Origin of the sequence: Paenibacillus mellifer (assembly GCF_023195895.1) — a bacterium.
Classification (GTDB): Bacteria; Bacillota; Bacilli; order Paenibacillales; family Paenibacillaceae; genus Fontibacillus; species Fontibacillus mellifer.
Map to the genome: position 1 here is coordinate 314836 of NZ_JALPRK010000001.1, position 25098 is coordinate 339933.

Sequence of the window (25098 nt, forward strand, 5' to 3'; positions counted from 1 at the left end):
CATTTCGTTGATTGGTCAGGTAGGCAAGCGCCCGGAGCCAATATACAATAACTCTCAAGATGAATAAAGCGAAAAGGGGAGAAGCGTATGGCCCGGCTATCCGTCGATCAGGAAATGCAACCCGCCATGCCGCGTGTGCCTTATAAGAGAAGGAGCAACGGGTTCGCGCGTTTTATTCGGCAAATCGACCTGCAGCTTATGGTACTTCCGGCGCTGGCGCTCATATTCGTGTTCAGCTACATTCCGATGTACGGCGTCCTGATCGCCTTTCAAGATTACAAGATCGGCCACAGCTTTACCGGCAGTCCGTGGGTGGGCTGGAAGCATTTCGCTTACTTCTTTCATTCACCGGATTTCTATACGGTGATGCGCAATACGATTGTGATCAGCTTGCTGAAGTTCTGCATCGGTTTTCCAGCACCGATCCTGTTGGCATTAATGCTGAATGAAGTACGGAAAATGGTCTTTAAGAGAGTGGTGCAGACCATCACGTATTTACCGCATTTTATGTCCTGGGTGATCCTCGGCGGACTGGTCGCCTCGCTGCTCGCAACGGACAATGGCAGCTTGAACATGCTGCTGGAGCGGCTGGGTACGATTCAGGAACCGATCAACTTCCTGTCGCTGCCCAAATACTTCTGGACCATCCTGATTACGACCAACGTGTGGAAGGAAATCGGCTTCGGCTCCATCGTTTACCTGGCGGCGATCGCCGGGGTAGATCCGAATACGTATGAGGCGGCTTCAATTGACGGAGCCAGTCGCTTCAAGCAAATTTATTTGATAACGCTTCCATCCATCATGCCGGTGATTTCGATCTTTATGATTTTGGCGATCGGCAATTTGCTGAGCGCCGGCTTCGAGGATATCCTCGTGTTGGCCGTGAACCCGGCGCTGCGGGATGTATCTGACGTGATCGATACGTATGTGATCAGGGTCGGGATCAACAACTACCGATATTCGTACGCTACCGCCGTTGGATTATTCAAAGCGGTCGTCAGTGTCGGGCTGTTGACTATCGCCAATTATGTAGCCCGCAAATCCGGCAACAGCTTATGGTAATCAGGAGGAGGTGTTCGCGATGTATAGCAGCAGAGGTGACCGGGTTATGGTTGTTTTCATCTATGTCTTCTTAATCGTCTTTGCTCTCTCTACGTTATATCCGTTCCTGAACGCCATTGCGATCTCGCTGAATGAGGGGCTGGATACCGCGAAAGGCGGAATTACCCTCTGGCCGCGGGCCTTTACTTTGGAAAATTACGAGGTTGTCTTTCAGGATGAACGGCTGATGTCGGGTTTCGTCATTTCTGTACTCCGGACGATCGTCGGGACGGTCAGCGCAATCTTGGCAACGGCGATCTTCTCCTACGGCATGACGAAACGCGAGCTGATGGGACGCAAGTATTACATGCTGATGTGTATCTTTACGATGTATTTTTCCGGCGGGTTGATTCCGACCTTTCTGCTCATCCGCAACTTAGGGATGTTCAACTCATTTTGGGTTTATATTATTCCCTCGCTCATCGGGGTATGGAACATGATCATCTTCCGTACCTTCTTCCAAGGGCTGCCGCAAGGGCTAGAAGAATCGGCCAAGATCGATGGCTGCGGCAATTGGGGCACCTTGTTCCGCATAGTGTTACCGCTGTCAGGACCGGTCATCGCAACGTTGTCGTTGTTTACGGCGGTGGGGCACTGGAATGAATGGTTTGTGGCCAGCATCTACATTTCGAAGGAGGAGCTGCTGCCGATTCAGACCATTTTGAAGCAAATTCTCGCTTCCAATATCGTCTCCGAGCAGACGGCGAATCTGGACGCAGCGGCGCAGGCCCATATGGCGCAGGCCAAAACCGTCACCAGCAAATCGCTTTCGATGGCGACGATGATGGTAGCAACGCTCCCGATCGTTATGGTGTATCCGTTCGTGCAGAAGTATTTTGTCAAAGGGGTTCTGGTAGGGTCCTTGAAGGAGTAGCCGTGGGGTTTGAAGCAAATGGTTTTGCTTTGAACATAAAAATGAAAGTAGAAAGGGGATAACAGTCGTATGGAAAAGAGGGGAATACGGTTAGGCCGGATGATGGTTGTTTTCCTGGCGATCGCCTTGTTCATCGCGGGATGCTCCGGTGGGAACGGGGGGAACAACGCAAACAGCGGCAACACCGCCGAAGCGCCGAAGGAGAACAGCGGCAATGCGAAGAACAACCAAGCGGATTCTGCTGAACCGCAGCTTTACGAGCTTGGCAAAGAACCGCTGGAATTTACGTTATACGGCAACTACGACTGGTACACCATGCCGAAATGGGGCGCCGATGAGACCACCGCTTGGGTCAAGGAGAACAAGAAGGTGAACATCACGGAGATTCCGAACGGCGGGAATACGGTGCAAAAACTAAATACGATGATCGCCTCCGGGGATTTGCCGGACGTGATTTGGGGCGAACGGGGAGCCGACGTCGAGCGGTTGCGCGAAGCAGGCTTGTTGGTACCTTTGGATGATTACATCGAGAAGTATCCCAACTTGAAGAAGTGGCTGGATCCGAAGGCGTTGAATATGCTGCGATCCCCCGACGGTAAGCTGTATCAGTTCCCGAACTGGTATACGAACCGTCCGAATGGCAATGCCGGGTGGGTCGTGAACAAGAAGATTTATACGGAACTGGGCTCGCCAAAACTGGAAACCACCGATGATTTATACGCCTACTTAAAGCTCGTGAAGGAGAAATATCCGGACGTGATACCGTTGGAGACGGATCTGGCCAGCGAAGGCCACGGCCTGGATCAAATTTACTCCGCGTTTAAGGAGAACAATTTGAGCTTCCCGCGTTATTTTGCCGTTCCGAGCGGGGATAAGATGACGTCGATTTACAAGGATGAAGCTTACCGTGAATCGGTAGTTTACGCGGCGAAGTTGTTCCGCGAGAAGCTGATGACGCAGGATGCGATGACGCAAACGCGGGATCAGGTGCAAGAGAAGCTGATGAACGGCCGGGTGGCGGTGTATACCTCCTCCAATCCAACCTTGTATGCAATGCAGGCCCATGCAGCTTTAACTCAGAAGGATCCGGACGCCGGCTATTTCATGATCTGGCCGATCCACAAGGAAGGACTGGACAAAAACAAAACGTATCCCGGCACCTATAATATGCTCGGCTGGAATGCCGCTGCGATTACGACCAGCGCCAAAGACCCGGAGGCGATCTTTGCTTTCCTGGATTGGTGGACCGGTCCGGAAGGGATGACCCTGCAAATGTGGGGCGTCGAGGGCGAGTTCTGGCAGGGACGTGAAGCTGACGGCATCACGCCGAAGTTTACGGAGAATTACACGAAGGACAAAGAGAAGCTCGCAGACTACCAAGCGAAGATGGACCCGTTAATGTGGGTCGGCAATACCGTATATGTGGATGATATCAAGGGGAAATTCGAAGCAACGCTGCCGGAAAACGAGCGAAACTGGTCGACCTATTGGCAATATGAAATCACGTGGAAAACCCAAGGGGATGCGACCGAGTTCATCAACTTGTTCCCGCTGCCGGATACGGAGGAGGGAATCACCTTCCAAAGCGGCAAGGACATTTGGCAGAAAGCGAGAGCTCAAGCCCTGTACGCAAAGACAGATGAGGAAGCGCTGGCGATTCTGGACAAAGCGCATGACGACACGATGTCCCTCGGGTTCGAGAAGCTGCTGGAGTATTACACTCAGCGCTGGCATGAAAATTTGAAGATGATCCAAGGCAACTAGGCGAGGAAGCAGAACATACGGTGAGGGGACCCGATTTATCCGGGCTCCCCTTTCTTGCATCGGATCGGAGTGCGGCATAACGGATTTCCACGACTGCCTTCTGCGATTAGAGAATTTTCTCCGTTCTCAACCGCTGGGGGGGACGGGTATACTTAGGGATAAACGGAGCTGAAACCGAATTTCCGCAAGGGAAAAGGGGGCTGACGATCTTGTATAAGGTACTGCTTGCCGATGACGAGCATCTCGACCTGGAGGGCATGAGGACGTTTATACCCTGGTCCGAGCTGGGGATGGAGGTCGTAGGTGCCGTAAGCAACGGCTTCTCGGCCTGCGAGCTGATGGAACGCCAGTCCGTTGATATTCTGGTGACGGACGTCAATATGCCGAATATGTCGGGACTGGAGCTGGCGCGTCGAGCGCTGGATCGGAAGCCGGACGTTCGCGTCGTGTTTGTCAGCGGGCATCAGGATTTCCATTTTGTTAAGCAAGCGCTTTCATTAAAAGCGTGCAGCTATGTTCTGAAGCCGATGGACGACGATGAATTGGTGGCCTCGCTGCGGCAAATCACCCTTGAGCTAGAGTACGAGGCAAATCGCAAACGGACGGAGGAACAGCTCCTTCAAATGATGCAGGCTTGGGGAGCACAGGACGGCAAAAAGTCAGCGGATGCCCGGGATCGGCTCGACGAACCGGAGCCCATGGAGCCGCAGAATAGGTCGAGCAGCAGCCGGTTGATCCGGGAAATTGTGGCTACGATGCAGGCGCGTCTCCATGAGAATCTCACTTTGAAGCATATCGCCCAACAGTTTGCTTTTTCACCCAACTATCTCGGACATCTATTTAAAGAAGAAACCGGTCAAGGATTCAGCGAAATGCTGACCGAGCTTCGGATGAAGCGAGCGCGTGAGCTTCTGAAGGATCCAAGGGTGAAAATCTATGAGGTCGCCGGTCAGGTCGGATACCGTTATATGCCTTATTTCAGCCGACAATTTAAGGAAACCTTCGGGATGACGCCGATGGAATTTCGCAAACGGGAGTGAGCCGCCTTGATGAAGATTCACCGCGTATCATCAAGCCAGTCGCCGCGTTATCTTCCGTTCGGCTACAAGCTGATGCTAACTTACCTCGTCTTTATCCTGATTCCAGTGCTTGCGATCGGCTATTTCTCCCATACGCTTTATCAGGAGTCGATTCGCAAGCAAACACGCAACAACATCCAGGGCACGCTGCTGCAAATTCGCGATAACATCGAATACAAGCTAGCGGACGTGGAACGTGTCTCTTCTATGCTATACCACGATTACACGCTGGTCATGCAGCTGCGCAGCTATGAGGAGGGCTGGAGCAGTTACGAACGCACGACCACGGTACTCCAACCGAAGCTCCATATCGCCATGAACGCGACGGGGTTGAGTTTGGCCATGTATGTGTTTCTGGAGAACGATACGCTGCCCGAGGTATATCACGGTTCATTTATTCATGAGAACCCGGATGCGCTCGAGGGGCAATACAACATCTATCATCTTCGGAGGATTCAGGACAAACCGTGGTATCTGGAGTTCCCGGAAGAGGAATACGGGGAAACGCTTGTTTGGCGCGAGGTGGAGAGGGACATCGAGTATGGCCGGATTTCGCTGCTGCGCCGGCTGGTGGACAGTGACAAGCCGCTTGATTTGCAGGAAATTGGCTTCTTGCGGTTAAGCGTGCCAAGCAGCGAATTATTCGAAGCGCTGGACTACCGCAAAATCGGCGAGGGCAGCCAGCTTCTGATCCAGGATGAAGCAGGAAGAACGTTGTACCAATCCGGCGGGCTTGAAGCGTCCGGAGGAGGTGGGAGCAGCGAGAAGACGGCGGAGGATTTGACGATTCGAGAGGAGGTCAGCGGCCCGGGATGGGTCCTGACAGCGCGAGTTCCGCTTACCATTATGGAACAGGACTCGGCGAAGGTGCGCTGGTTCGTGACTCTGATCTGCGTGTTGTGCCTGATTGTGTTTACGTTTGCCGGCATGTTCATCTCTCGTTATTTCTCGATTCGGGTAACGAAAATCGTGTCGGTCTTGAACGCCTTCCGTGAAGGCGATCTCCATAAACGGATGCGCTACCGCGGGAAAGATGAGTTCTCCCAGATTGCTTCTGCTCTCAATGAGATGGGGCACAATATTGAGCGGCTGATCGAGCAGGTCTATCTGTCCCAATTGGAGAAAAAGGAAGCCGAGCTGGAGACGTTGCAGGCCCAGATCAACCCGCATTTTCTCTATAATACGTTGTCCTCGATCAGTCGGCTCGCCAAGTTCGGGGAGATAGACAAGCTGCAGCGCATGGTGCTTGATCTAGCGAAGTTCTACCGCTTGTCGCTCAGCGACGGGAGGACGATTATTCCGATTCGCAGCGAGCTGGACCAGGCGGAGGCTTATATCAACATCCAGCGAACCAAATTCGGCGAGGCGGTTTCCTTCGACTTCCAGGTCGACCCGGCAATTCTGTCTTTGTCCACAGTCAAGCTGGTTCTGCAGCCGTTTATCGAAAATGCGTTGGAGCATGCCTGGTTTGGCGATCCGATTCACGTCCGCGTTCAGGGTTATGTCAAGGGGCGGGAGGTTTGCTTCAAAATCATCGACGATGGCATCGGCATGCCGCAGGAACGGCTTCGGCAAATTTTTGATCCGTCATCCGGGGCGGAGGCTGGTTTTGGTATACGTAACGTACATAGCCGAATTCAACTGCATTTCGGTACGGAGTATGGGGTGAGGATGTTTAGCCGTCCCGGCATCGGCACAACGGTGTTGATCCGCTTCCCGGCAGTCCCGTCGGCCGGGGGAACTCCGGGGAGCTCCAGGGCCTCTGAAACTTCCATAGATACGGATTCTATCACGCCTTGACATTTTTTTACTTCGCGGGTTTAATAGGGAGATAGTTTTGTACAACTCGTGAACAAAGAAGGCGAAAACCGTATGAACGCACATCTCAGGAATATTCACCCTTTATCGTGGACCATCATTGTAGGGACCATTTTTGGACGTATGGCTTCATCTATGAGCATTCCGTTCTTATCCATCTACCTCATTAAGTCGCTTGGAGCCTCTCCGTCCGAAACCGGGATCGTCGTTGCGGTTAGCTCGCTGATCGGGGTGTTCGCCAGCTTTTACGGAGGATATATCTCGGACGTCATCGGACGCAAGAGGGTACTGTACATCTCCATTTTCGGCTGGGTGCTCGTGTTCATCGGATTTGGGTTGGCGAATCAAGTATGGCTCTTTTTTATCATGAATGCCTTAAATGGTTTATGCCGGGCATTGTTCGAACCCACTTCTCGGGCGCTGCTGGCAGATATCACACCGCAGGAAAGCAAGATGCTGGTATTTAATCTGCGTTATGCCGCAATTAATTTAGGTGTAGTCGTTGGGCCGATACTTGGTTTGCAAATGGGGGCTTCGGATTCGGGACTCGCCTTCTATTTCGCCGGCCTTGTCTATTTGGTGTATGGGCTGGTTCTGGTGTTCCAGTTTATGATGCATAAGGAGATCGGAACGGCGGAGCATGGAGCGGGTGAACGCTTGTCACTGAAAGGCGCGATGCAGGTGACCGGACAAGACCGGACCTTCTTGTATGTGCTGGTTGGCATGATTTTCTGCGTGCTTGGGTATGGTCACTTCAGCTCCACGCTGGCGCAGTATCTAGAGATGACGCCGAGTATCCAAGACGGGGCCAAATTATTTGGTTACATGCTGTCTCTGAACGCCGTTGTCGTCCTGGTGGTGCAGTTCCCGATCGTCAAATTCGCCGGCCGCTTCTCGCCGGTTGTGCCGCTGCTTGCGGGAAATCTGTTCGTGTCCGGCAGCTTGCTGCTGTTCGGCTCCGTTCACACGATCTGGGCGTTCCTGTTCGGCGTCGTCATCTTTACGATCGGCGAGGTGTTGATGTTTACGATGACCGACGTGCTGGTCGACCGCATTGCCCCGGCAACACTCCGTGGTACGTATTTCGGTATGTTTGGCTTCAACCAATTAGGCAATGTGCTTGCGCCGCTGGTGGGCGGTTTCCTGCTGGACGCCTTCGGCGTCTCGCAGTCGCTCCTCATCTTTGCGATCATCGCGCTGACGACCGCCTTTGGCGTGCCGTTCCTGCTGCTGGCGAAACGCCATTTGGCCGCGCAGGAAGCGGCGCCCGGGAAAGCGGAAGCCCAGGCGGGGGTGCCAAGCTAGTTTGCAGGGCTGCCTGCAAGTTAGTTTCCTGGGCTGACCAGTAACGGGGCTCTGCGCACATATCCACCAGCATATTGGAGTGAATTACGCGGCCTTTTAGAAGCCATACAGAGCATAGCCGGGTCAACTAACTGGATTTTCTACCGTTATTTAAGGACAATCTGGCGGTACGGAGTCAATTAACTGGAAATCCTACTGTTAATTGGCCGGAAGTGGCGCCATTGAGCGGTTTCGGGCGAAATTAACGTCAGAATTTCCATCTAATTCGAAAAAAACGCTGCATTCATCGAAATTAACGGTACATTTTACAGTTAAACGCAACTTTCACGTTATCGACTATAGCTGGCCAGGGGACGCCAAAAGAATCGGATCGGGCAACTCATGCCCGGTCCGGTTTTTGTTTCGGCTGCTTCGGCCAGACGAACGCGGAGATCATGACAAGACCCGATGCCGAGCACCAGGCCCCAGACCCGCAAAATCCCGCCCAGCGCTTCGGTCCGGCCCGGATCGTCGATGAAGGTGATCATGCCGAGGAGCAGGGCTCCGCCAATCAGGAATGAGAGCGCATGGCGAAGAAAACCCCTTAACTCCTGCTTGGCAAACTCCAGGCCATACCGTCTGAGCGGCCTAGCCTCCTTCTCACCGGCGATCAGGTAACGATACCAGCGGTCGGCCCAGTCGATCATGCTTTTGCCGAAAGCAATCGACACGCCGATATAAACGGCCGCGATCCCATGGGCTGTCGTCGCTGCGGCACCGTTGTACAAGTCTACGCCGGTAATGACGAACAGCAGCAAATCGATCACCGGCGTTAAGGCCAACAGCGCCAACCCCAGCTTTGGCCGCTTCAGCCCATAACGGACGGATAATCCCGCGATAATGACGATCCAAAAGGCGATTTCACAGGCGACGATCAACCAAGCGACAAAGTTCATAATGCCCCCCTTAACGCAATGAATGTGAAAATGTCGAGTGTATTGTAACATCCCGTTTTAATTAATACAACTGTGCTAAATAAATTGTGTGATCGGCCATGGAGGTGGTAAACTAGAGACATGCCAAAACAAGTAGATCATGAACAAAGAAAACAAGTTATAGCCGAAGCAACCTGGCGGGTGATTTTGGAGCAGGGGATGGAAGGGGCGACGGTTCGCAATATCGCCAGGGCGGCGGGACTTTCGCCGGGGGCGCTGCGCCATGATTTCAGCTCGCAGGAGGAGCTGCTGCTCTATGCGATGAACCTGGTGAAGGAGAGGGCGGCAGGACGAATCCTTGACATTTCTGCGTTGGACCTTCCGCCGAAGGAGAAGGTGCTTAGAATTTTGCTGGAGGTCGTGCCAACCCGCGAGGAGACCCGGGCGGAAATGGAGGTGTGGATGGCGTTTACCGCCTATTTCCGGCACAAACCCAAGGGGTTCGATGCACGCCATGACGGGTTGTACGACTTGATGCAGCGTTTGATCGCATCCATGGATCAGCATGGGCTGCTGCAAGCGGGGGCAGATCGGGAGCTGGAAACGGAGCGGCTCTACGCTTTGATCGACGGCATTGCCCTGCATGCGTTGCTCGATCCGGTACGGCTTGATCCTAAGAAAATCCGCCGCATTCTGACGGCCCATCTGGACTCATTCTCGAACGCGGCGGCGGACGCTTGATTATCTGTTTTTACGCGATACGCTAAGCAGGGATAAGCCGAAGAATAACACCGTTGTCGCTAGCAAAATGACAATGCTTACCCAAGACTCGACTTGGTAGGAGCCAAAATGATACACGACGCCCATACTATCCGTGAACTCCGTCAGTGCCTTGGCGGGTGCCCCGTTGAAGGAAACCTCCATGGGATGTTCCAGCATCACGTTGCGGATCAACACGCCGGCATGGGAGATCGGGAAGACTTTAATGACCCACTGCACGGCTTCGGGCAGGCTGCCCATCGGCACGTAGATGCCGGTCAGGAAGCCAATCAACGTCCCGATCACTGTACTGGCTGCCGAGAAGGCGTTCTGACTGCGCAGGAACGTGGTGATGAAGAAGACGATCGAGCTGCTGGCGAGGACGGATAACACGATGAGTCCAAGCACTTTCAGGATACTGAGCAGCGGCAGCAGCTCCCCGTCCAGCACCAGGATATACAGCTCCCCGAGGATAAAGGTGACTACGCTCATGATGACGCCCACGGAGCAAGCGCTGAGGATGTAACCGCCGGTCAGCCGGCTTCTGCGGAGGGGGGATGTCGTAAAATCCTTGAGGATTTTACGCGAGCGGTCTTCGACCATAATGCCGAAAGCTCCCATGGTTGAGGTAACGGAAGTGACGGCCAGGATGCCGGCGAGGACCCAACTGTTAATCAGAACCGACGCCCCTTCAATCACCGGCAGACTGCTTGCGAGTGTATCCCCAAGAAAGACGACATAAAGTCCAAGAATAATGAACACGGCCAGCAGGGAAAACAAAACGGCGGCGCGATCCCTAAAGAAGATTTTCAAATTTCGGTTTGCGATGCTTAACATCAGCTTCTGACCTCCGTTCCTGTCAGGTTAATAAAGACGTCGTCCATCGTTCCGTTGACGATTTCCAGGTTGGCGATATTGTCCCGGCACCGGTCCAGGATCCCGAGCGCTTCTGCGGTAGAATCTAGCGCTATATGGTAGATACCTGCGGCATCCCGTTCGAAGGCCAGTCCTAGCTCCTCCAAAAGAGCGGTCAGCTCAACGTCATTTACCGGTTTGATTTTTAACATATCCGAAGCATACCGGTTCTTGAGCTCCAGCGGCGAACCTTGGGCCAACACTTCGCCGTGATCGATGATCGTGATGTAGTCGGCTTGAGCGGCTTCCTCCATATAATGGGTGGTCAGAAATACCGTCATGCCCTGTTCCCGCTGCAGCTTGAGGACCATTTCCCATACTCTTTTGCGCGTTTGCGGGTCCAGCCCGGTTGTTGGCTCATCCAGAAATAACACCTTTGGCGTGTGAATTAACGCCCGTGCGATGTCCGCCCGCCGACGTTGCCCTCCGGACAGCTTGCCATAGGGACGCTTTAGGAATTCAGTGACCCCCGCCGTCTCTGCCGCGGCTTCAATCTCCGCTTGGAGTTCCGGACGAGGCCGCCCGTATAATCGGCCTCGAATTTGCAAATTTTCCTCGACCGTGAGCAGTGGATCCAGCAGGCTGTCCTGAAACACGATCCCGATGGACGAACGGATCCGGTCATCGTCTTGTCCCAAGCGATACCCGTCGATGATCACCTCGCCGGCGTCCGGCTGAAGCTGGGTGGATATGATGTCGATCGTCGTTGATTTGCCTGCTCCGTTAGGGCCCAGAAAGGCAAATAAGCTACCTTCCTTCACTGTAAAATCCACTTTTTTTACGGCCTCAAGCGAACCAAAAGATTTCTTAAGCCCAGTGACCTCAATGATATTTCCCATGGGTTACTCCCTCCCGAGTTCAACTATTTATGATGTTTGGATTGAATTTGTTGGTTAATTTTATCCGCATCTACGCGATCCTTAATAATCAGTACGCCGTATACGGCAAAATACACCACCACCGACATACCGCTGATCACCGTGAAATTGGGCCAATCCATCGGAAATACGTGAAATAGCCAACCGATGGTAAATACCGAAAACAACACGGTCCCGATATCAACGAGGATGGATGGCCATAGGCTGTTCCAGGGAATCCGATCGGTGAGCGTCATTAAGAAGGCGATGCATGTCGTCATAGCAAAAATCTGCAAGGCAATCAGGGTTGTTAAGGGAGGGAGCAGATCCAGTAGTGACAGACCTGAGAAAATCAAGATAACGAACGTAAACGAGATGCAATCGATCGTGAAGTAAGTTTTAAATTGGGTCATCCTTCAGCCCTCCTAAAAATTGAATTTTTCCTTAAATCCCTGTACGTAATGGCGATTAATGATCAGCTTCTCCCCGTTTTGGAGGCGAGCCTCGAAACGCCCGTTCATTAAGGCTCTGACGCTGGATAACTTCGCAATATTCATAATGCAGCTTTTGCTGATTCGAACGAAATCGGCTTTAGCTAGCTGCTGCTCCAGCTCGTAAAGCTTCAGGCTGCAATCGTAGACGTCCTGCTCGTAATAAGCAAAGGTCTTGTCGTCGATCGATTCGAAGTAGAAGATATCTTCCGGCCGCAAGGGATGGACGGCACCGTCCTTTTTGCCCATGATAGCAAAACCGTACAGCCGAATCTGGGCGATCAGCTTCTCCAAATCGGCGTCGATCAACTGGCATTTGATCGTGATTTCTACGTCCTCGTGATCGAGGGATTGTTCAATGATCAGTTTCAAAGGATTCACTCCTCGGGGTTCGGGGTAAGCCACATCCGCTGTTGAATGAGTTGGTGAGATAACCATAGCACGCTATTTTTCGCATACGCAATACCGTAATCGGTAAACTGCATTTGCGGCAGGGTAACCTGCATTCGTCAACTTGTCTTCCTCGCGCAGGGGCTAGTCTGCATAATCGGCCAAGTTCCCTCATAGACATGTATCAGTTTAGGAAATCAAACTGCAGAGGGGATGATCTCATGCGCCGTTTCACGTGGATGCTGACCATCGTGATAGCCTTAAGCTTCGTGCTGGCTGCATGCGGGAAAAAGGACGCCGACGGCGTCGTCAAGGATTTGGACAAAGTGGTTGCCCAGTTGGAGAGTTATCAAGGTTCAGGTACGATGACGCTTTATACGGGTGACAAGCCTCAGGAGTACAAGGTAGAAGTTTGGTATCAAAACCCGTCGTTCTACCGGATCGCACTCACCAATGCACAGAAGGACGTCACACAAATCGTGCTCCGCAATGAACAAGGGGTGTTCGTACTAACGCCTAGCCTGAACAAGAGCTTCCGCTTCCAAAGCGACTGGCCGGAGAACCAAGGTCAGGTGTATCTGTACCAAACGTTGGCTCGCAGCATTTTGAGCGATAGCTCGCGGCAATTCGAAAGCGACAAGGAGAGCTACATCTTCGAAGTTGCGGCCAATTACAACACGCATGCCTTAGTGCGGCAAAAAATCTGGCTGGCCAAAGATAACTACGCGCCGAAGCAAGTGCAGGTATCCGATGCTGAAGCGAAAGTCGTCGTCGAAGTGAAATTCGATACATTTGACTTCGATGCCAAGTTCGACAAGAACTCGTTCGATATGCAGCATAATCTGGATACGGCGTCTCAGGATTCTCAAGGCACGTTGCTTGAAGTCGATGAGAACGGGATGCTTGTGGAGAAGACTCTAACCGATGAGGCGGGCGCTAACGGCGAAGCCGCATCCGGCGAAGCGGATGATGCGAAAACTCCGGCTACACCGGCTTTAACGGAGCCTTTTGGCGTGATAATCCCGACTTATCTGCCGGAAGGGGTCTTGTACCAGGATGACAAAGCCGTGGAAGGTGCCGATCGCACGACCGTCATGCTGCGTTATGATGGTACATATCAGTTTACGCTGTCGGAGACACGTTCCCCGGACCGCACCGCTTCGCTCGTACCGGGCGAACTGGTCGACATGGGCTTTACGTGGGGACTTCTGACCGGCGATGCGCTGCGGACCCTCACGTGGACCGTGGACGGGCTGGAATTCCGGATTACCAGCGAGAATTTACCGGTGACCGAAATGGTCAAAGTTGCCGCTTCGATGCAGGATCAAACCGGTAAATAAATTAGGAACAGGCGGATTGCGGCTGTGCCGATGGGAGGCTTCTCCCACCGGCCCCGTCGATTCGCCTCTTTATTCTATATGGAGGTTGTAATCGAAAACAGGCCCTCTCGCCAATTGGGTTCTTTTGCAGAATTGACAGTCGCATCCATGAACATTACCATTAGGTTATTGCTCAGATATTTGACTCTCAATCTTTGGAGAAGGTGACCCGAAAGTGCAAGTGATGTATCGACCTACCCGTGCGGAAATTGATTTGGACGCACTGCGCAGCAATTTCGAGGAATTGCGGAGAAGACAACCGGCGGACATGAAAATGCTGGCATGTGTGAAAGCTAATGCTTATGGGCACGGCGCCGTGCTCGTGGCGAAGGAATTGGAACGGATCGGCGCGGATTATCTCAGCGTCGCGTTCCTGGATGAAGCGCTGGAGCTCCGGAAAGCCGGTATAAAGCTGCCGATTCTGGTGCTCGGATACACGCCACCCTATGGGGTTCGCGCCGCGTGGGAGCAAGATATCACGCTGAACGTATTCAGCATGGAAGTGCTGGAGGCGATCGAAGCGCTGCATCCCGACGATTTCCCGCATAAGCTGAAAGTCCATATCAAAATCGATTCTGGCATGGGCCGCGTCGGACTGCTGCCCGGAGACGAGGCGGTTGCCTTCATACGCAAGGCCACGCAAGCGCCGCAGGTGGAAGTGGAGGGCTTGTTCACCCACTATGCCACAGCGGACGAGGAAGACAAAAGCTATACATTGGAACAATTTCGCCGGTTTCAGGGTGTGGTGGACGCGCTGCGGGAACATGAAATTCGTATCCCGATCATACATACGGGGAACAGCGCAATCGCCATCGATATGCCAGAACTGTCAGTCCATATGGTTCGTATCGGCATCGCTTTGTACGGCTTGTATCCGTCCGATGAGGTGCGCCGTGATCAAGTGCGGCTAACCCCGGTCCTTTCGCTGAAAACCGAAACGGTACGGGTCAAGACGCTGCCGCCCCATTCCGCCGTTAGTTACGGAGCGAAATACGTCACCGGGCAGGAGGAGCGGATCGCCACCCTTCCGATCGGGTATGCCGACGGATATTCGCGAATGCTGAACGGCAAGGCACAAGTTCTGATACGCGGACGCCGCGTCCCTGTAGCAGGCGTAATTTGTATGGACCAATGTATGGTATCGCTTCAAGCTTTGGCTGAGGAAGCCGAAGAAATTCAAGTCGGCGAAGAGGTTGTACTCATCGGCCGGCAAGTCGGCGAGGAAATTACCGCCGGGGAGCTGGCATCCGCCATGGGAACGATCCATTACGAGTTGATTTGCATGCTGGCCCACCGGGTGCCCCGGGTTTACGTGCGGAAAGGCGAACCTGACGTATTGCTGAACCCGCTGCTGTGACAGAATGGAGCGGCAGACAAAATTCTACAAAACTTTTTCCTGAGGGAAGGAATTTATGCCGAGTCTATCGAATACTAAACATGGAAATGTTCAGGTATGTACGGCATTCACGTTTTTGTTTATAATGAAATGCAGCATACTTGATATACTATCGGCATATATTTCTTTTGTATAATTTTCCTTGAATAATGCTATACTGATATCAGGAAACAGGGTCGAGTAGGTTTTGGGGGTGGAAGTTTTAAGATGGCCAATATGCACAACACCAAAAGAATTATGATCAGTTTGCCGGATCATCTTTTGCAGGAAGTCGATGGAATCGTCGCGATGGAGAATTCTAACCGCAGCGAGTTGATCAGGCAGGCCATGAAGCTGTATCTGAACGAGCGGAAGAAACGATTCATCCGTGAATCGATGCAGCGCGGCTATATGGAGATGGCAAAAATCAATTTGTCCATGGCCTCCGAAGCGTTCCACGCGGAAGAAGATGCAGACATCACTCTGGACCGCCTAGTAAGCGGGGTGTAAACATTGATCGTAAAGCGCGGCGACGTTTTTTTTGCAGACCTCTCTCCTGTAGTGGGATCGGAGCAGGGTGGGGTCAGACCGGTGCTTATCATCCAGAATGACATCGGAAATCGATTCAGCCCAACGGCCATTGTTGCTGCTATTACGGCGCAAATCCAAAAGGCGAAATTGCCAACCCACGTTGAGATTGACGCGGCTACGCACGGATTTGACAGGGATTCCGTCATTTTGCTGGAGCAAATTCGAACGATCGACAAACAAAGATTAACGGATAAAATTACGCATTTGGACGATGAGACGATGAAGAAAGTGAATGATTCGCTGCTCATCAGCCTCGGTTTAATCGATTTTTGAGTCTTCTTAAACTAATGCGTTTACAGATTGCTTCAAACGCTCTGGACAATAGCTCCGGGGCGTTTTTTGTTTTGCCGATAATTTTGATATTAGAATCTTATGATTTTGCTATTTCGAGTGGAGGCAATTCGAGTACGATGAGAGTAATACGGATAAAGGAGAGGTTGCCGCTTGAACGCTCAATATGAAATCTATGACGATCCCTTTAAAATGTTGATTTTGTTGGCGACATTCGTGGCGGAGCAACAAGGCAGCAAGCTGGATTACGAAAACGTGGCCACTTTCGAAAACGACAAGTTTTCGCTTGCGAATGGCCGGTTCTTGTACAAGAAGGATCAGGTTGAGATCACCTGGTACCAGTTCCTGGGGCGCGATATCCAATGCAACAAGGACCTGACCCGGCAGGAATACAACCGGATGTTCGTGGATTGTATGGCATCGGTGTATGGGGTGAACTAAACCGCTAACCAAAACCAAAGTGCAAGCGCAAGGGAGTTCCTTGGCTTGCACTTTTTTCTTTGGGTTGATTCAGAGGCGGGGCGGCGAAATATATTCGATTTTTCATATAGGAATCGGATTCGGAAGCGCGGGGAGGACATTCTATGTGAAATTTCATATATATTTCGCCAAAACCGCGGGATTTGGAGCATTCTATTCGATTTTTCATATAGAATGGACGATTTCGGTGCCCGGAGGGTTCATTGTATATGAAATTTCATATATAACTCGCCGAAACCGGTGAATCAGGTGATTTCTATTCGGTTCGCAGTGCGTAAATCGGGCGGAGCTTGGCGGCCTTGTTGGCCGGGATCATCCCGAAGACGATGCCGATGAACAAAGAGAAGCCAAAAGCGATGAGGACGATCGGGAACGAAACCGTAGTCGTCAGCGACGAGTAATGGCCAATCAATGCGCTGGCCCCGTATCCCATCGCGATTCCGATCAACCCGCCGAACCCGCTCAGCGCCGTCGATTCGACCATGAACTGCATCAGGATGTCGCGTTTCTTCGCGCCGATCGCTTTGCGTACGCCGATTTCCCGGGTTCGTTCACTCACGGACACAAGCATAATGTTCATGATCCCGATGCCGCCGACAAGCAGGGAGATACCGGCGATTCCGCCGAGCGCCAGCGACAGCATCTGGGTAGTCGAGTTTAGCGTATCCAGCATTTCCTGAGAGTTAAAGATGCTGTAGGCGTTGTCGGCGTTTTGGAACTTCTTGTCCAAGGCAGCTTCCAGTGAGGTTTTGACCGTATCGATTTCCTTAGTGTCCTGCACCTGGACCGTGATCGATCGTACTCCGCGGCTTTGCAGGAAGCGCTCCGCCGTGGCGATCGGAATCAGCAGCTTGTTATCGTTGGAAGCGGTCAGGCTCGAGCCTTTCGATTCCAGTAAACCAACGATGGTGAAGCTGCTGCCGTTAAGCTGAATCTTCTGGCCAACCGGGTTATCTGTGCCGAAGAAGGTACTGGCGGCTTCGGTGCCGATCAGCGCGACCTTCATGCGAAACTCGTTGTCCATGTCGAGGATGTAACGACCGGCTTGGACGTGGAAATCCTGGACCTCCTCGTAAGAAGGGGCGATGCCTTCAATCGATAAGGTATCGTTGGTTGTCCCATTCTTTGCAGTGACGGAGCCGCTGATGATGGGGGATACGGCTTTAACCCCCTTGGTGTCTCCCAAAGCCATCGCTTCATCGTAAGACAGCGAGGTGGAGCTGCCCCGCCCCATGATATTCACCGTAAGCAGGTCGGTTCCAAGTCCTTCGAGCTGGTCGGTAATTTGCGACGTCGTACCTTGCCCCACAGAGACGAGCGTAATCACGGAAGAAACGCCGATGATGATGCCGAGCATGGTGAGAAAGGAGCGGATCTTCGCGCCGGCGATACTTTTCCAAGCCATTTTGACGCTTTGCAGAAGGTTCATTCCGGGTTCCTCCGATCTTCGACGATCCGCCCGTCCTGAATCCGAATGACCCGTTTGGCCTGCTCGGCGATAGAGAGGTCATGGGTGATGACGATGATCGTATGACCCCGTGCGTTCAGTTCCTTCATCTTATCCATCACCTCAACGCCGGTTCTGCTGTCGAGCGCCCCGGTGGGTTCATCCGCAAGCAGCATCGGCGGAGCGCCGGCAATGGCTCGGGCGATCGCTACCCGTTGCTGTTGCCCGCCCGACAACTCGGACGGACGGTGGTGCATCCGATCGATCAAACCCACCAAGCTTAGTGACTCCTCGACGGACTTTCTTCGCTCCTTGTGCGGAACATTACGGTAGATTAACGGGAGCTCGACATTTTCGTAGGCGGTTAATTTGGGCAGCAGATTAAATTGCTGGAATATGAATCCGATCTTCTCGTTGCGGATCGTGGCCAGCTTATTGTCGGACAGTTTGCGAACGTCCTGTCCGTCGAGCAGATATGCGCCTTCGTTCGCTACGTCCAGGCAACCCAGCATGTTCATCAGCGTGGATTTGCCAGAGCCGGACGGCCCGATAATGGCTACGAATTCGCCGTGTCCGATCTGGAAGCTGATCTCGCTTAGCACGGTCATCATTTCCCCGGCCATACGGTAACCGTGGCCGAGATTGTGCACGTCGATCAATGGGGGAGTTGCCATGGTCATTATCTGCCACCTCCGCCGCCGAACCCGCCTCCGCCGCCGGTTGGAGCAGCCCCGCCCCCGCCGGGAGCCGCACCCCCGCTGAATCCAGCGCTACCGCCGCTAAGACCACTGCTTCCGCCAAATCCACCCTGCATTCTCGTCTGCTGCTGGGTGGCGGAACCGGATGAGTTGCTGATCACGGTAGGAATGACGACCTCCTGGCCTTCGGTTAATCCGCTGACGATTTCGATTAACGTTTCGTTATGCGCGCCGACCTCTACGACTTGCATGCGACCACCCATGCTGCCGGAGCCGCCGTTACCCCCGGCGACTCCGCTTGCTCCGGTTCCCCGGCCTTGGCGGTTCGCCGGGGCCTCCGAGGCGTCGTTGCTACGGGCGCCGGAACCGGCTTGCGGCGGCGTCGCTTCGGCGTCCGGCGGTTGCCCGCCAACCGGCACGCTCGACTCGCCGCTCTCACCCTCGGATAGCAGGACCACGTACCGGCCGCCCCGCTGCTGAACTGCCTCGATCGGAAGGGTCAAGACGTCCTGCTTCTCTTCGGTGATAATTGTCGCTTCCGCCGACATGCCTACTCGCACGCCTTCGGAATCGTTTAGTGCAATCGTGACGTCAAATAACGATACGCCGCCTGAGGCAGTCCCTTCATCGGCGATGTCGGAGACCGTACCTTCAAAGGTCTGATCCGGGAGGGCGTCAACCTGTACGGTCGCCTTCATGCCCTCCTCAACGTTCGGGATATCCAGCTCGTCGACTTGGATCTTAACGCTCAGCTTCTGATAATCGTTAATGACGAATAGCTCGGATCCGCTTTTGGCCTGTTCGCCTGCTGTGATGTTCACCGCGGTAACCGTCCCGTCGATGGGGGAAGTTAACGGATCGGGAGGCACCATGTCCTCCTTCAGCTTGGCAATCTCCGCTTCGGTGTTGCTGATGTTCAGCTCCTGCTTGGTGATCGACTTTTTCGTGGTGTTCAGCGTCTGCTCATCGGCTCCTTCCTGAACCTGCCGCTTAAACTGCTCCTGCAAATCGACCAGGTCCAATTGTTGCGATTCCAAGGAGGATTGCTGTGCTTTGAGGTTATCGGAGTTATCGGTGCCCTCAAACGTGAGCAGCACTTGGCCTTTCTTCACGACATCCCCCGCCTTCACGTGAACTTCGCTGACCTTGCCTTCGTCTTTCGTGCGGACACTATCGCTCTCCGTAGAGACGGTAGAACCCGAACCGGTGACGCTGACGGTAATGTCGCCCTTGCTGACCCGCGTCGTATTCTGAACGGGTGTCGCTGCTTGCTTTGGTTTGTTTGGAATCGTTAAGATCAAAATCAAGGCGATAACGATAACGCCTACGGCTCCAATCCCGATCCATAACCCCTTCTTCTTCAATAGAATCCCTCCAACTTTATGTATTCGCCAGCAAGCATCGGGCTTGTACGGCACTTCACACTCAACAAGTCGAGCTTATTTTAAGGGATGAAGATGAGGGCAACCTGAAGTCTAGCTGAAAGTTTTCTGAATGGATTATGATAAGTTTGGGGGTTGCGTAAAAATAATTCATGGCGCCTTCCAGCACGATCTAGTACAATGAATGTAACATTTTCCGGGGAGGAACCTTTTTTCATGGATCAACGTCCGTCTGAAACGCCTTATTCTTATTCCACTTTCAACCAATATCCGCCATCGGCACCGCCGGCGCCGGCTAAAACGAACGGGAAGTCAATCGTATCGCTGGTGTTGGGCATTTTATCGATCGTCATTCCTTATGTGGGTTTTATTCTGGGGATCGTTGCGATCGTATTCTCCAGCCTGTCGTTCAAAGAGATCAAACGCACGGGCGAGCAAGGCAAGGGACTCAGTGTTGCCGGCCTCGTTTGCGGCATTGTGGGTACGGTGTTGTATGGTATCATCATCGTGTTCGCCATTATCGCTGTTTTGATGTACGCGACCATGTGGGATTCAACGTACAGCACGTTCTAAACGATTACGCATTAAAACACCGCTGCTCTGTGCGCGGTGTTTCTTTGTTTTGTATGACACCCGCTGGAAAAGGTTCGCAAAGTTTGTGATAATAGAAACAATCGCAATTTTTAGAATGAAAGAGGGATTCTGCCATGGCGCAAACGGAGACGAACGGAACAGCGGTGCAAGGGGGGGCTGATGCGGGGGAACAGGAGCGGATCATCGCCCAAATCGCCAAGGAGCTGGGACTATCTCTGAAGCAGGTGCGAACAACGATCGGGCTGCTGGACGAAGGCAACACGATTCCGTTTATCGCTCGTTACCGGAAGGAAATGACCGGGGAGCTGGATGAGAACCAGCTTCGCAGCATCGAGGAGCGGACGCAATATCTCCGCAACCTGGAGGAACGGAAACGGGAAGTCGTGCGAATCATCGACGAGCAGGGCAAGCTGACGGACGAGCTGGCGGCGGCGATTACCAAAGCGGTGAAGCTGCAGGAAGTAGAGGATCTATATCGGCCATACCGGCAGAAACGGAAAACCCGGGCGAGCGTGGCCAAAGAGAAAGGGCTGGAGCCGCTGGCGGAATGTTTGTTGTCGCAGCCGAAGCAAGGCGATCCATTAGCGGAGGCGGCGAAGTTCACGGCCGCTGCCGGGATTGAAAACGGCGTGGAAACGGCCGAGGAGGCGCTGCAAGGGGCGATGGATATCGTCGCTGAACAGGTGGCAGATGAAGCCGCTACCCGTGCTTGGGTCCGTAAATATACGATGGATCACGGGATGATGGTGTCTGAGGCGAAGTCGCCGGAAGAGGAATCCGTTTACGAGATGTATTACAACTACCGGGAGGCGGCCAAAAAAATGCCGTCCCACCGCATTCTCGCCATGAACCGCGGCGAGCGGGAGAACGTGCTGAAGGTGTCGCTGGAAGTGGACGCCGACGCGATCTGCCGCTACATCGCCGGCCAGGTCATCCGCGGGCGTTCCGCGACGGAGGGCGTGCTGCGTGCGGCGATCGACGATGCTTACAAGCGCCTGATCGCCCCGTCGATCGAGCGGGAGGTACGCGGCGAGCTGACGGAGAAAGCCGAAGCCCAGGCGATCTCAATTTTCGCCGGCAATTTGCGCAGTTTGCTGCTGCAGCCGCCGGTTCGCGGGAAGAACGTGCTTGGCGTTGACCCGGCCTACCGAACTGGCTGTAAGCTCGCCGTCGTTGACGACACCGGCAAGCTGCTGGAGGTAGCGGTCACTTACCCGACGCCGCCGAACAACAAGAAACTAGAGGCGGCCGCCAAGTTCCACGAGCTGATCGACAAATACGGCGTCGAGCTGATTGTCATCGGCAACGGCACCGCTTCGCGGGAGACCGAACAGTTCGTTGCCGAGGTCATCGCCGAACGCAAGGGCAAGGACCGCGAGCTGGCGTACCTGATCGTTAACGAAGCGGGCGCGAGTGTCTATTCAGCCTCCAAGCTGGCGCAGGAGGAATTTCCGGATCTGGACGTCGCGGAGCGGAGCGCAGCCTCCATCGCTCGGCGGCTCCAGGATCCGCTGGCGGAGCTGGTCAAGATCGAACCGAAGGCGATTGGCGTCGGACAATATCAACACGACGTCTCCCAGAAGCATCTTGACGAAAGCTTGAAGAACGTCGTGGAATCGGCCGTCAACCACGTCGGCGTGGACGTGAATACCGCTTCGCCGGCGCTCTTGTCCTACGTGTCCGGAGTTAACGCAACCACCGCGAAGAACATCGTCAAATTCCGCGAGGAGAACGGACGATTCAAGAGCCGCAAGCAACTGCAGAAGGTGCCCCGGCTCGGCGCCAAAACGTTCGAGCAGTGTGTCGGCTTCCTGCGGATTGACGGAGGCGAGCATCCGCTCGATAAGACGCCGATTCACCCGGAATCCTATGACGTAGTGACCCGATTGTTTGCGGAGCTGGGCGTTTCTTTGGATCAGCTGGGCTCCAAGGAGCTGAATGAGAAGCTGTCTTCGCTGGACCCTGGCGAACTGGCGCCACGTCTTGAGGTCGGCGTCCCGACGCTGCGCGACATTCTCGAAAGCCTGCAGCGTCCGGGACGTGATCCACGCGAGGAGCTGCCGCTGCCGATCTTCCGCACCGACGTGTTGAAGATCGAGGACTTGGTCCCAGGCATGGAGCTGCAAGGAACCGTACGTAATGTCATCGATTTTGGCGCTTTTGTGGATATCGGGATCAAAAACGATGGACTTGTGCATATCTCTCAGCTGAGCAACGGGTACGTGAAGCATCCGATGGACGTCGTCTCCGTGGGGGACAATGTAACCGTATGGGTGTTGAACGTGGATATCAAGAAAGGCCGGGTTGGCTTGACGATGCGAGGCCCTGCCGAAGTGAAGGCACAGTAATGTAAGGTGGTAAAAAGTAAGCCGTAGCCGCGGATGTTCCGCAGCTACGGCTCTTTTTTGCGTGTCTCCTGCTTCTACATCCCGGCGGATTGCCGAAGCTTGTCCGGGGCGAGGACCAGGATCATTTTCTTGTCGACCTGGATCAGCTCGCTGTACTGCAGGTCCAGCATCACCTTGGTCACCGTTTCGCGCACGGTGCCGGACATATCGGCGAGCTGCTGGTGTGTCAGCTTGAAGGCAATGAGAATGCCGTCCGATTTCGGTGTGCCATGCTGCTCCATCAGGCGCAGCAGCGTCCGCACGATTCGAGTACGGGCATCCAGCAGGGTCAAGTCCATGATCAGCTCATTGGCCTTCCGCAGGCGTCCGAGCGTCGTCTCCAGGATTTTCAAGGAAATCAGCGGGTTTTGCTGCAGCAGGCCGATGAAATCCCGCCGTTTCAGCACATAAAGGGTCGATTTCTCGATCGTCCTCGCCGAAGCGGATCGCAACTGCACACTCTCCAGCAAAGCCATCTCCCCAAAGAAATCCCCTTCACTCAGCACCGATAGGATAATTTCCCGATTTTCATCGTTTCGGTAAATATGGATGAGGCCGGATTGGATCAGGTACAGCTCGTCTCCTACCTCCTCTTCCAAGAAAATTGTAGTCCCTTTATCGTATTCCCGGGTGATGAACAGCGGCGCCATTTTGGCAAGATCCACGGGATCCAGATGCTCGAAATACGGGAAACGCCGGATGAGTTCAAAATCGTTCATCAACTTGCCTCCTTCCTCAAAAATGGCGTCAGACCGAAAGACCCATTTCATCGATCCGGGTTTCGGTATTGAAATCGCAAAACAGTGACTTTTTTCATATTTTGTAGCTTGGGCCACAAAAAATTGGGTTTTATCCTGATAAAGTAGTCCCTAAGCATTACATTCGCGATGATTCGACAGTTTTCCTTCCATCTCAAAATATCGGATCGGAGAAGGTAGAAATATAGGGGGTTGGAGTATGAAATCGATACGTGTGGAGTTGTTGAAGCCAGGCGATGTTCTGGGACGAGCCGTACTGAGTCGTTCGGGTTTGTCGATACTGGAGGAAGGCACGGTGTTTACGGAAGCTTACATCAAGCGGATCAAAGAGCTTGGCATTACCTCGGTTTTTTTGCGGGGGGTTCCAGAGCAGTCGAGGATTGAATTTGGGGGGGATCCTTCCATCTCGTTGTCGGGTGAGGCTGCCGAATCAACTGAGGAAGTTGTGGACGGCACTGACGTCCCGGATCCGCAGGTTCGAAAACAAGCGATGGAGGAACTGGTGGCGTTAACGTTACCGGGAAAAATCGAGGGCCGGCTTTCGACGCCTTTGATTGAGGAACGCTTCAAACGGCTGTTCCGGGGCATGATCTGCGATATTTCCTCGCATGCCAAGCTGATCGACCAACTGGCGTTGATGCTGCAATGCGATCGGCGGCTCTTTGATCATTCGCTAAACGTCGCGAAGCTCACCGCCATGCTGGGGGTATCCCGCCAGTTTGATAATGCCAGGCTGTTGGACTTGACGGTGGGGGGGCTCCTGTTCGATATCGGCATGACGCGTATGCCGCGATCTCTGATCCGCGCGAACCGGAGACTGTCCCGCGAGGAGCGGAAGATGCTGGAGAACCATGCGATCGAAGGTTATCGCATCATGATGGCGCTGGACGGAGTTTCGTCCGAATCCGCCAAATGTGCCCTGCTGCACCATGAGCGTTATGATGGCAGCGGATATCCCGTCCGTATGGCGGGCCGCGAAATCCCCGAGATGGCCCAAATGGTAGGGATGGCCGACGTCTTTGATGCCTTGACCTCACCGCGGTATCATCGGCAGGCCTATACGGAGAACGAGGCGATCGAATTTCTGTTCGGGGCCGGGGATCGATATTTCGATGCAGAGCTCGTCAAGCAATTCGTTAAGCATATCTCCTTGTTTCCAGTTTCGATGCTCATCAAGCTGAGCAATGGTCAAATCGCGGAGGTTGCGTCCAATGCCAATGGCTTCGCGCATCGTCCGGTTGTTCGCATCCTTCGGGAGGCGGATGGTAGCCGCGTGCGTTCTCCTTATGAATTGGATCTATCGATGAAGCGAGACGTTGTCGTGCTTCATTCCTGCGAGGGGTTGCATTCTTAATCGCATTACCGAGCCAGCGAATCGGATTCGCTGGCTTTCCATTTTCGGGAAGGATGGAGGTTCCGAGGAGATTTTATCCAAAAAAACCGGAGACT

At 53.5% G+C, this 25098-nt stretch carries 23 protein-coding genes and 1 pseudogene; 15 read left to right on the top strand and 9 right to left on the bottom strand.

Annotation, left to right across the window (positions count from 1 at the left end):
* Positions 1 to 87: 87 nt before the first annotated feature.
* The 6 genes from M0651_RS01325 to M0651_RS01350 all read left to right on the top strand — a co-directional run bounded on the left by M0651_RS01325 (position 88) and on the right by M0651_RS01350 (position 7941).
* The gene (locus tag M0651_RS01325) at positions 88 to 1062 is read left to right on the top strand and encodes an ABC transporter permease (protein WP_248550051.1); all 975 of its coding nucleotides are present in this window, start codon (positions 88 to 90) and stop codon (positions 1060 to 1062) included.
* Positions 1063 to 1081: 19 nt separating this feature from the next.
* Entirely contained in the window at positions 1082 to 1975 is an 894-nt protein-coding gene (locus M0651_RS01330; RefSeq protein WP_248550052.1) for a carbohydrate ABC transporter permease, read from the top strand.
* Between the two features lie 69 nt (positions 1976 to 2044).
* A complete protein-coding gene (locus tag M0651_RS01335; protein ID WP_248550053.1) occupies positions 2045 to 3739 on the top strand; it encodes an extracellular solute-binding protein in 1695 nt (564 codons plus the stop codon).
* A 209-nt stretch (positions 3740 to 3948) separates the two neighbouring features.
* The gene (locus M0651_RS01340; protein WP_248550054.1) at positions 3949 to 4779 is read left to right on the top strand and encodes a response regulator transcription factor; all 831 of its coding nucleotides are present in this window, start codon (positions 3949 to 3951) and stop codon (positions 4777 to 4779) included.
* Between the two features lie 9 nt (positions 4780 to 4788).
* Positions 4789 to 6618: a cache domain-containing sensor histidine kinase gene (locus M0651_RS01345; RefSeq protein ID WP_248550055.1), complete on the top strand. Its 1830-nt coding sequence runs from the start codon at positions 4789 to 4791 to the stop codon at positions 6616 to 6618.
* A 72-nt stretch (positions 6619 to 6690) separates the two neighbouring features.
* The gene (locus M0651_RS01350) at positions 6691 to 7941 is read left to right on the top strand and encodes an MDR family MFS transporter (RefSeq protein WP_248550056.1); all 1251 of its coding nucleotides are present in this window, start codon (positions 6691 to 6693) and stop codon (positions 7939 to 7941) included.
* A gap of 379 nt (positions 7942 to 8320) precedes the next feature.
* Here M0651_RS01350 and M0651_RS01355 read toward each other — a convergent pair.
* A pseudogene (locus M0651_RS01355) lies at positions 8321 to 8876 on the bottom strand (hypothetical protein).
* Positions 8877 to 8996: 120 nt separating this feature from the next.
* Here M0651_RS01355 and M0651_RS01360 point away from each other — a divergent pair.
* On the top strand, positions 8997 to 9596 hold the full coding sequence (locus M0651_RS01360; protein ID WP_240267515.1) for a TetR/AcrR family transcriptional regulator: 600 nt from the start codon (positions 8997 to 8999) through the stop codon (positions 9594 to 9596).
* Here M0651_RS01360 and M0651_RS01365 read toward each other — a convergent pair whose 3' ends face one another.
* Genes M0651_RS01365 through M0651_RS01380 form a run of 4 tightly spaced genes read right to left on the bottom strand, consistent with a single transcriptional unit; the run spans position 9597 to position 12249 of the window.
* Positions 9597 to 10451 carry an ABC transporter permease gene (locus M0651_RS01365; protein ID WP_248550057.1) on the bottom strand — a complete coding sequence of 285 codons (855 nt, stop codon included), beginning with the start codon at positions 10449 to 10451 and terminating at the stop codon, positions 9597 to 9599.
* Entirely contained in the window at positions 10451 to 11368 is a 918-nt protein-coding gene (locus tag M0651_RS01370; RefSeq protein ID WP_248550058.1) for an ABC transporter ATP-binding protein, read from the bottom strand. Before M0651_RS01370 ends, M0651_RS01365 begins: the two co-directional genes overlap by 1 nt.
* 23 nt (positions 11369 to 11391) lie before the next feature.
* Complete coding sequence (locus tag M0651_RS01375) at positions 11392 to 11799, bottom strand: DUF3021 family protein (RefSeq protein WP_248550059.1); 408 nt, start codon at positions 11797 to 11799, stop codon at positions 11392 to 11394.
* A gap of 12 nt (positions 11800 to 11811) precedes the next feature.
* Positions 11812 to 12249 carry a LytTR family DNA-binding domain-containing protein gene (locus M0651_RS01380; RefSeq protein WP_248550060.1) on the bottom strand — a complete coding sequence of 146 codons (438 nt, stop codon included), beginning with the start codon at positions 12247 to 12249 and terminating at the stop codon, positions 11812 to 11814.
* A 239-nt stretch (positions 12250 to 12488) separates the two neighbouring features.
* Here M0651_RS01380 and M0651_RS01385 point away from each other — a divergent pair, with 239 nt between their 5' ends.
* From M0651_RS01385 to M0651_RS01405, 5 genes are all read left to right on the top strand, one after another.
* Positions 12489 to 13607, top strand: coding sequence for a LolA family protein (locus M0651_RS01385; protein ID WP_248550061.1), 1119 nt, complete (start codon positions 12489 to 12491; stop codon positions 13605 to 13607).
* Between the two features lie 214 nt (positions 13608 to 13821).
* Positions 13822 to 15003, top strand: coding sequence for an alanine racemase (gene alr, locus M0651_RS01390; protein WP_248550062.1), 1182 nt, complete (start codon positions 13822 to 13824; stop codon positions 15001 to 15003).
* A gap of 246 nt (positions 15004 to 15249) precedes the next feature.
* Positions 15250 to 15531 carry a CopG family ribbon-helix-helix protein gene (locus M0651_RS01395; protein WP_018750966.1) on the top strand — a complete coding sequence of 94 codons (282 nt, stop codon included), beginning with the start codon at positions 15250 to 15252 and terminating at the stop codon, positions 15529 to 15531.
* Positions 15532 to 15534: 3 nt separating this feature from the next.
* Entirely contained in the window at positions 15535 to 15885 is a 351-nt protein-coding gene (locus M0651_RS01400; RefSeq protein ID WP_059046614.1) for a type II toxin-antitoxin system PemK/MazF family toxin, read from the top strand.
* Positions 15886 to 16056: 171 nt separating this feature from the next.
* The gene (locus tag M0651_RS01405; protein WP_248550063.1) at positions 16057 to 16344 is read left to right on the top strand and encodes a hypothetical protein; all 288 of its coding nucleotides are present in this window, start codon (positions 16057 to 16059) and stop codon (positions 16342 to 16344) included.
* Positions 16345 to 16639: 295 nt separating this feature from the next.
* Here the strand turns inward: M0651_RS01405 and M0651_RS01410 are convergent, their stop codons facing one another.
* Genes M0651_RS01410 through M0651_RS01420 form a run of 3 tightly spaced genes read right to left on the bottom strand, consistent with a single transcriptional unit; the run spans position 16640 to position 19892 of the window.
* Positions 16640 to 17812: an ABC transporter permease gene (locus tag M0651_RS01410; protein WP_248550064.1), complete on the bottom strand. Its 1173-nt coding sequence runs from the start codon at positions 17810 to 17812 to the stop codon at positions 16640 to 16642.
* Entirely contained in the window at positions 17809 to 18510 is a 702-nt protein-coding gene (locus tag M0651_RS01415) for an ABC transporter ATP-binding protein (protein WP_372490859.1), read from the bottom strand. Before M0651_RS01415 ends, M0651_RS01410 begins: the two co-directional genes overlap by 4 nt.
* A complete protein-coding gene (locus tag M0651_RS01420) occupies positions 18510 to 19892 on the bottom strand; it encodes an efflux RND transporter periplasmic adaptor subunit (RefSeq protein ID WP_248550065.1) in 1383 nt (460 codons plus the stop codon). Before M0651_RS01420 ends, M0651_RS01415 begins: the two co-directional genes overlap by 1 nt.
* 234 nt (positions 19893 to 20126) lie before the next feature.
* On the opposite strand from M0651_RS01420, the gene M0651_RS01425 reads away from it, so the two are divergent.
* Both M0651_RS01425 and M0651_RS01430 read left to right on the top strand, forming a co-directional pair.
* Positions 20127 to 20483: a DUF4190 domain-containing protein gene (locus M0651_RS01425; protein ID WP_248550066.1), complete on the top strand. Its 357-nt coding sequence runs from the start codon at positions 20127 to 20129 to the stop codon at positions 20481 to 20483.
* A 134-nt stretch (positions 20484 to 20617) separates the two neighbouring features.
* Positions 20618 to 22852, top strand: a complete 2235-nt coding sequence (locus M0651_RS01430; RefSeq protein ID WP_248550067.1) for a Tex family protein — start codon at positions 20618 to 20620, stop codon at positions 22850 to 22852.
* A 74-nt stretch (positions 22853 to 22926) separates the two neighbouring features.
* On the opposite strand, the gene M0651_RS01435 is transcribed toward M0651_RS01430, so the two are convergent.
* A complete protein-coding gene (locus M0651_RS01435; protein WP_248550068.1) occupies positions 22927 to 23610 on the bottom strand; it encodes a Crp/Fnr family transcriptional regulator in 684 nt (227 codons plus the stop codon).
* A gap of 238 nt (positions 23611 to 23848) precedes the next feature.
* Here M0651_RS01435 and M0651_RS01440 point away from each other — a divergent pair, with 238 nt between their 5' ends.
* Positions 23849 to 25003: an HD-GYP domain-containing protein gene (locus tag M0651_RS01440; RefSeq protein WP_248550069.1), complete on the top strand. Its 1155-nt coding sequence runs from the start codon at positions 23849 to 23851 to the stop codon at positions 25001 to 25003.
* Positions 25004 to 25098: the final 95 nt, after the last annotated feature.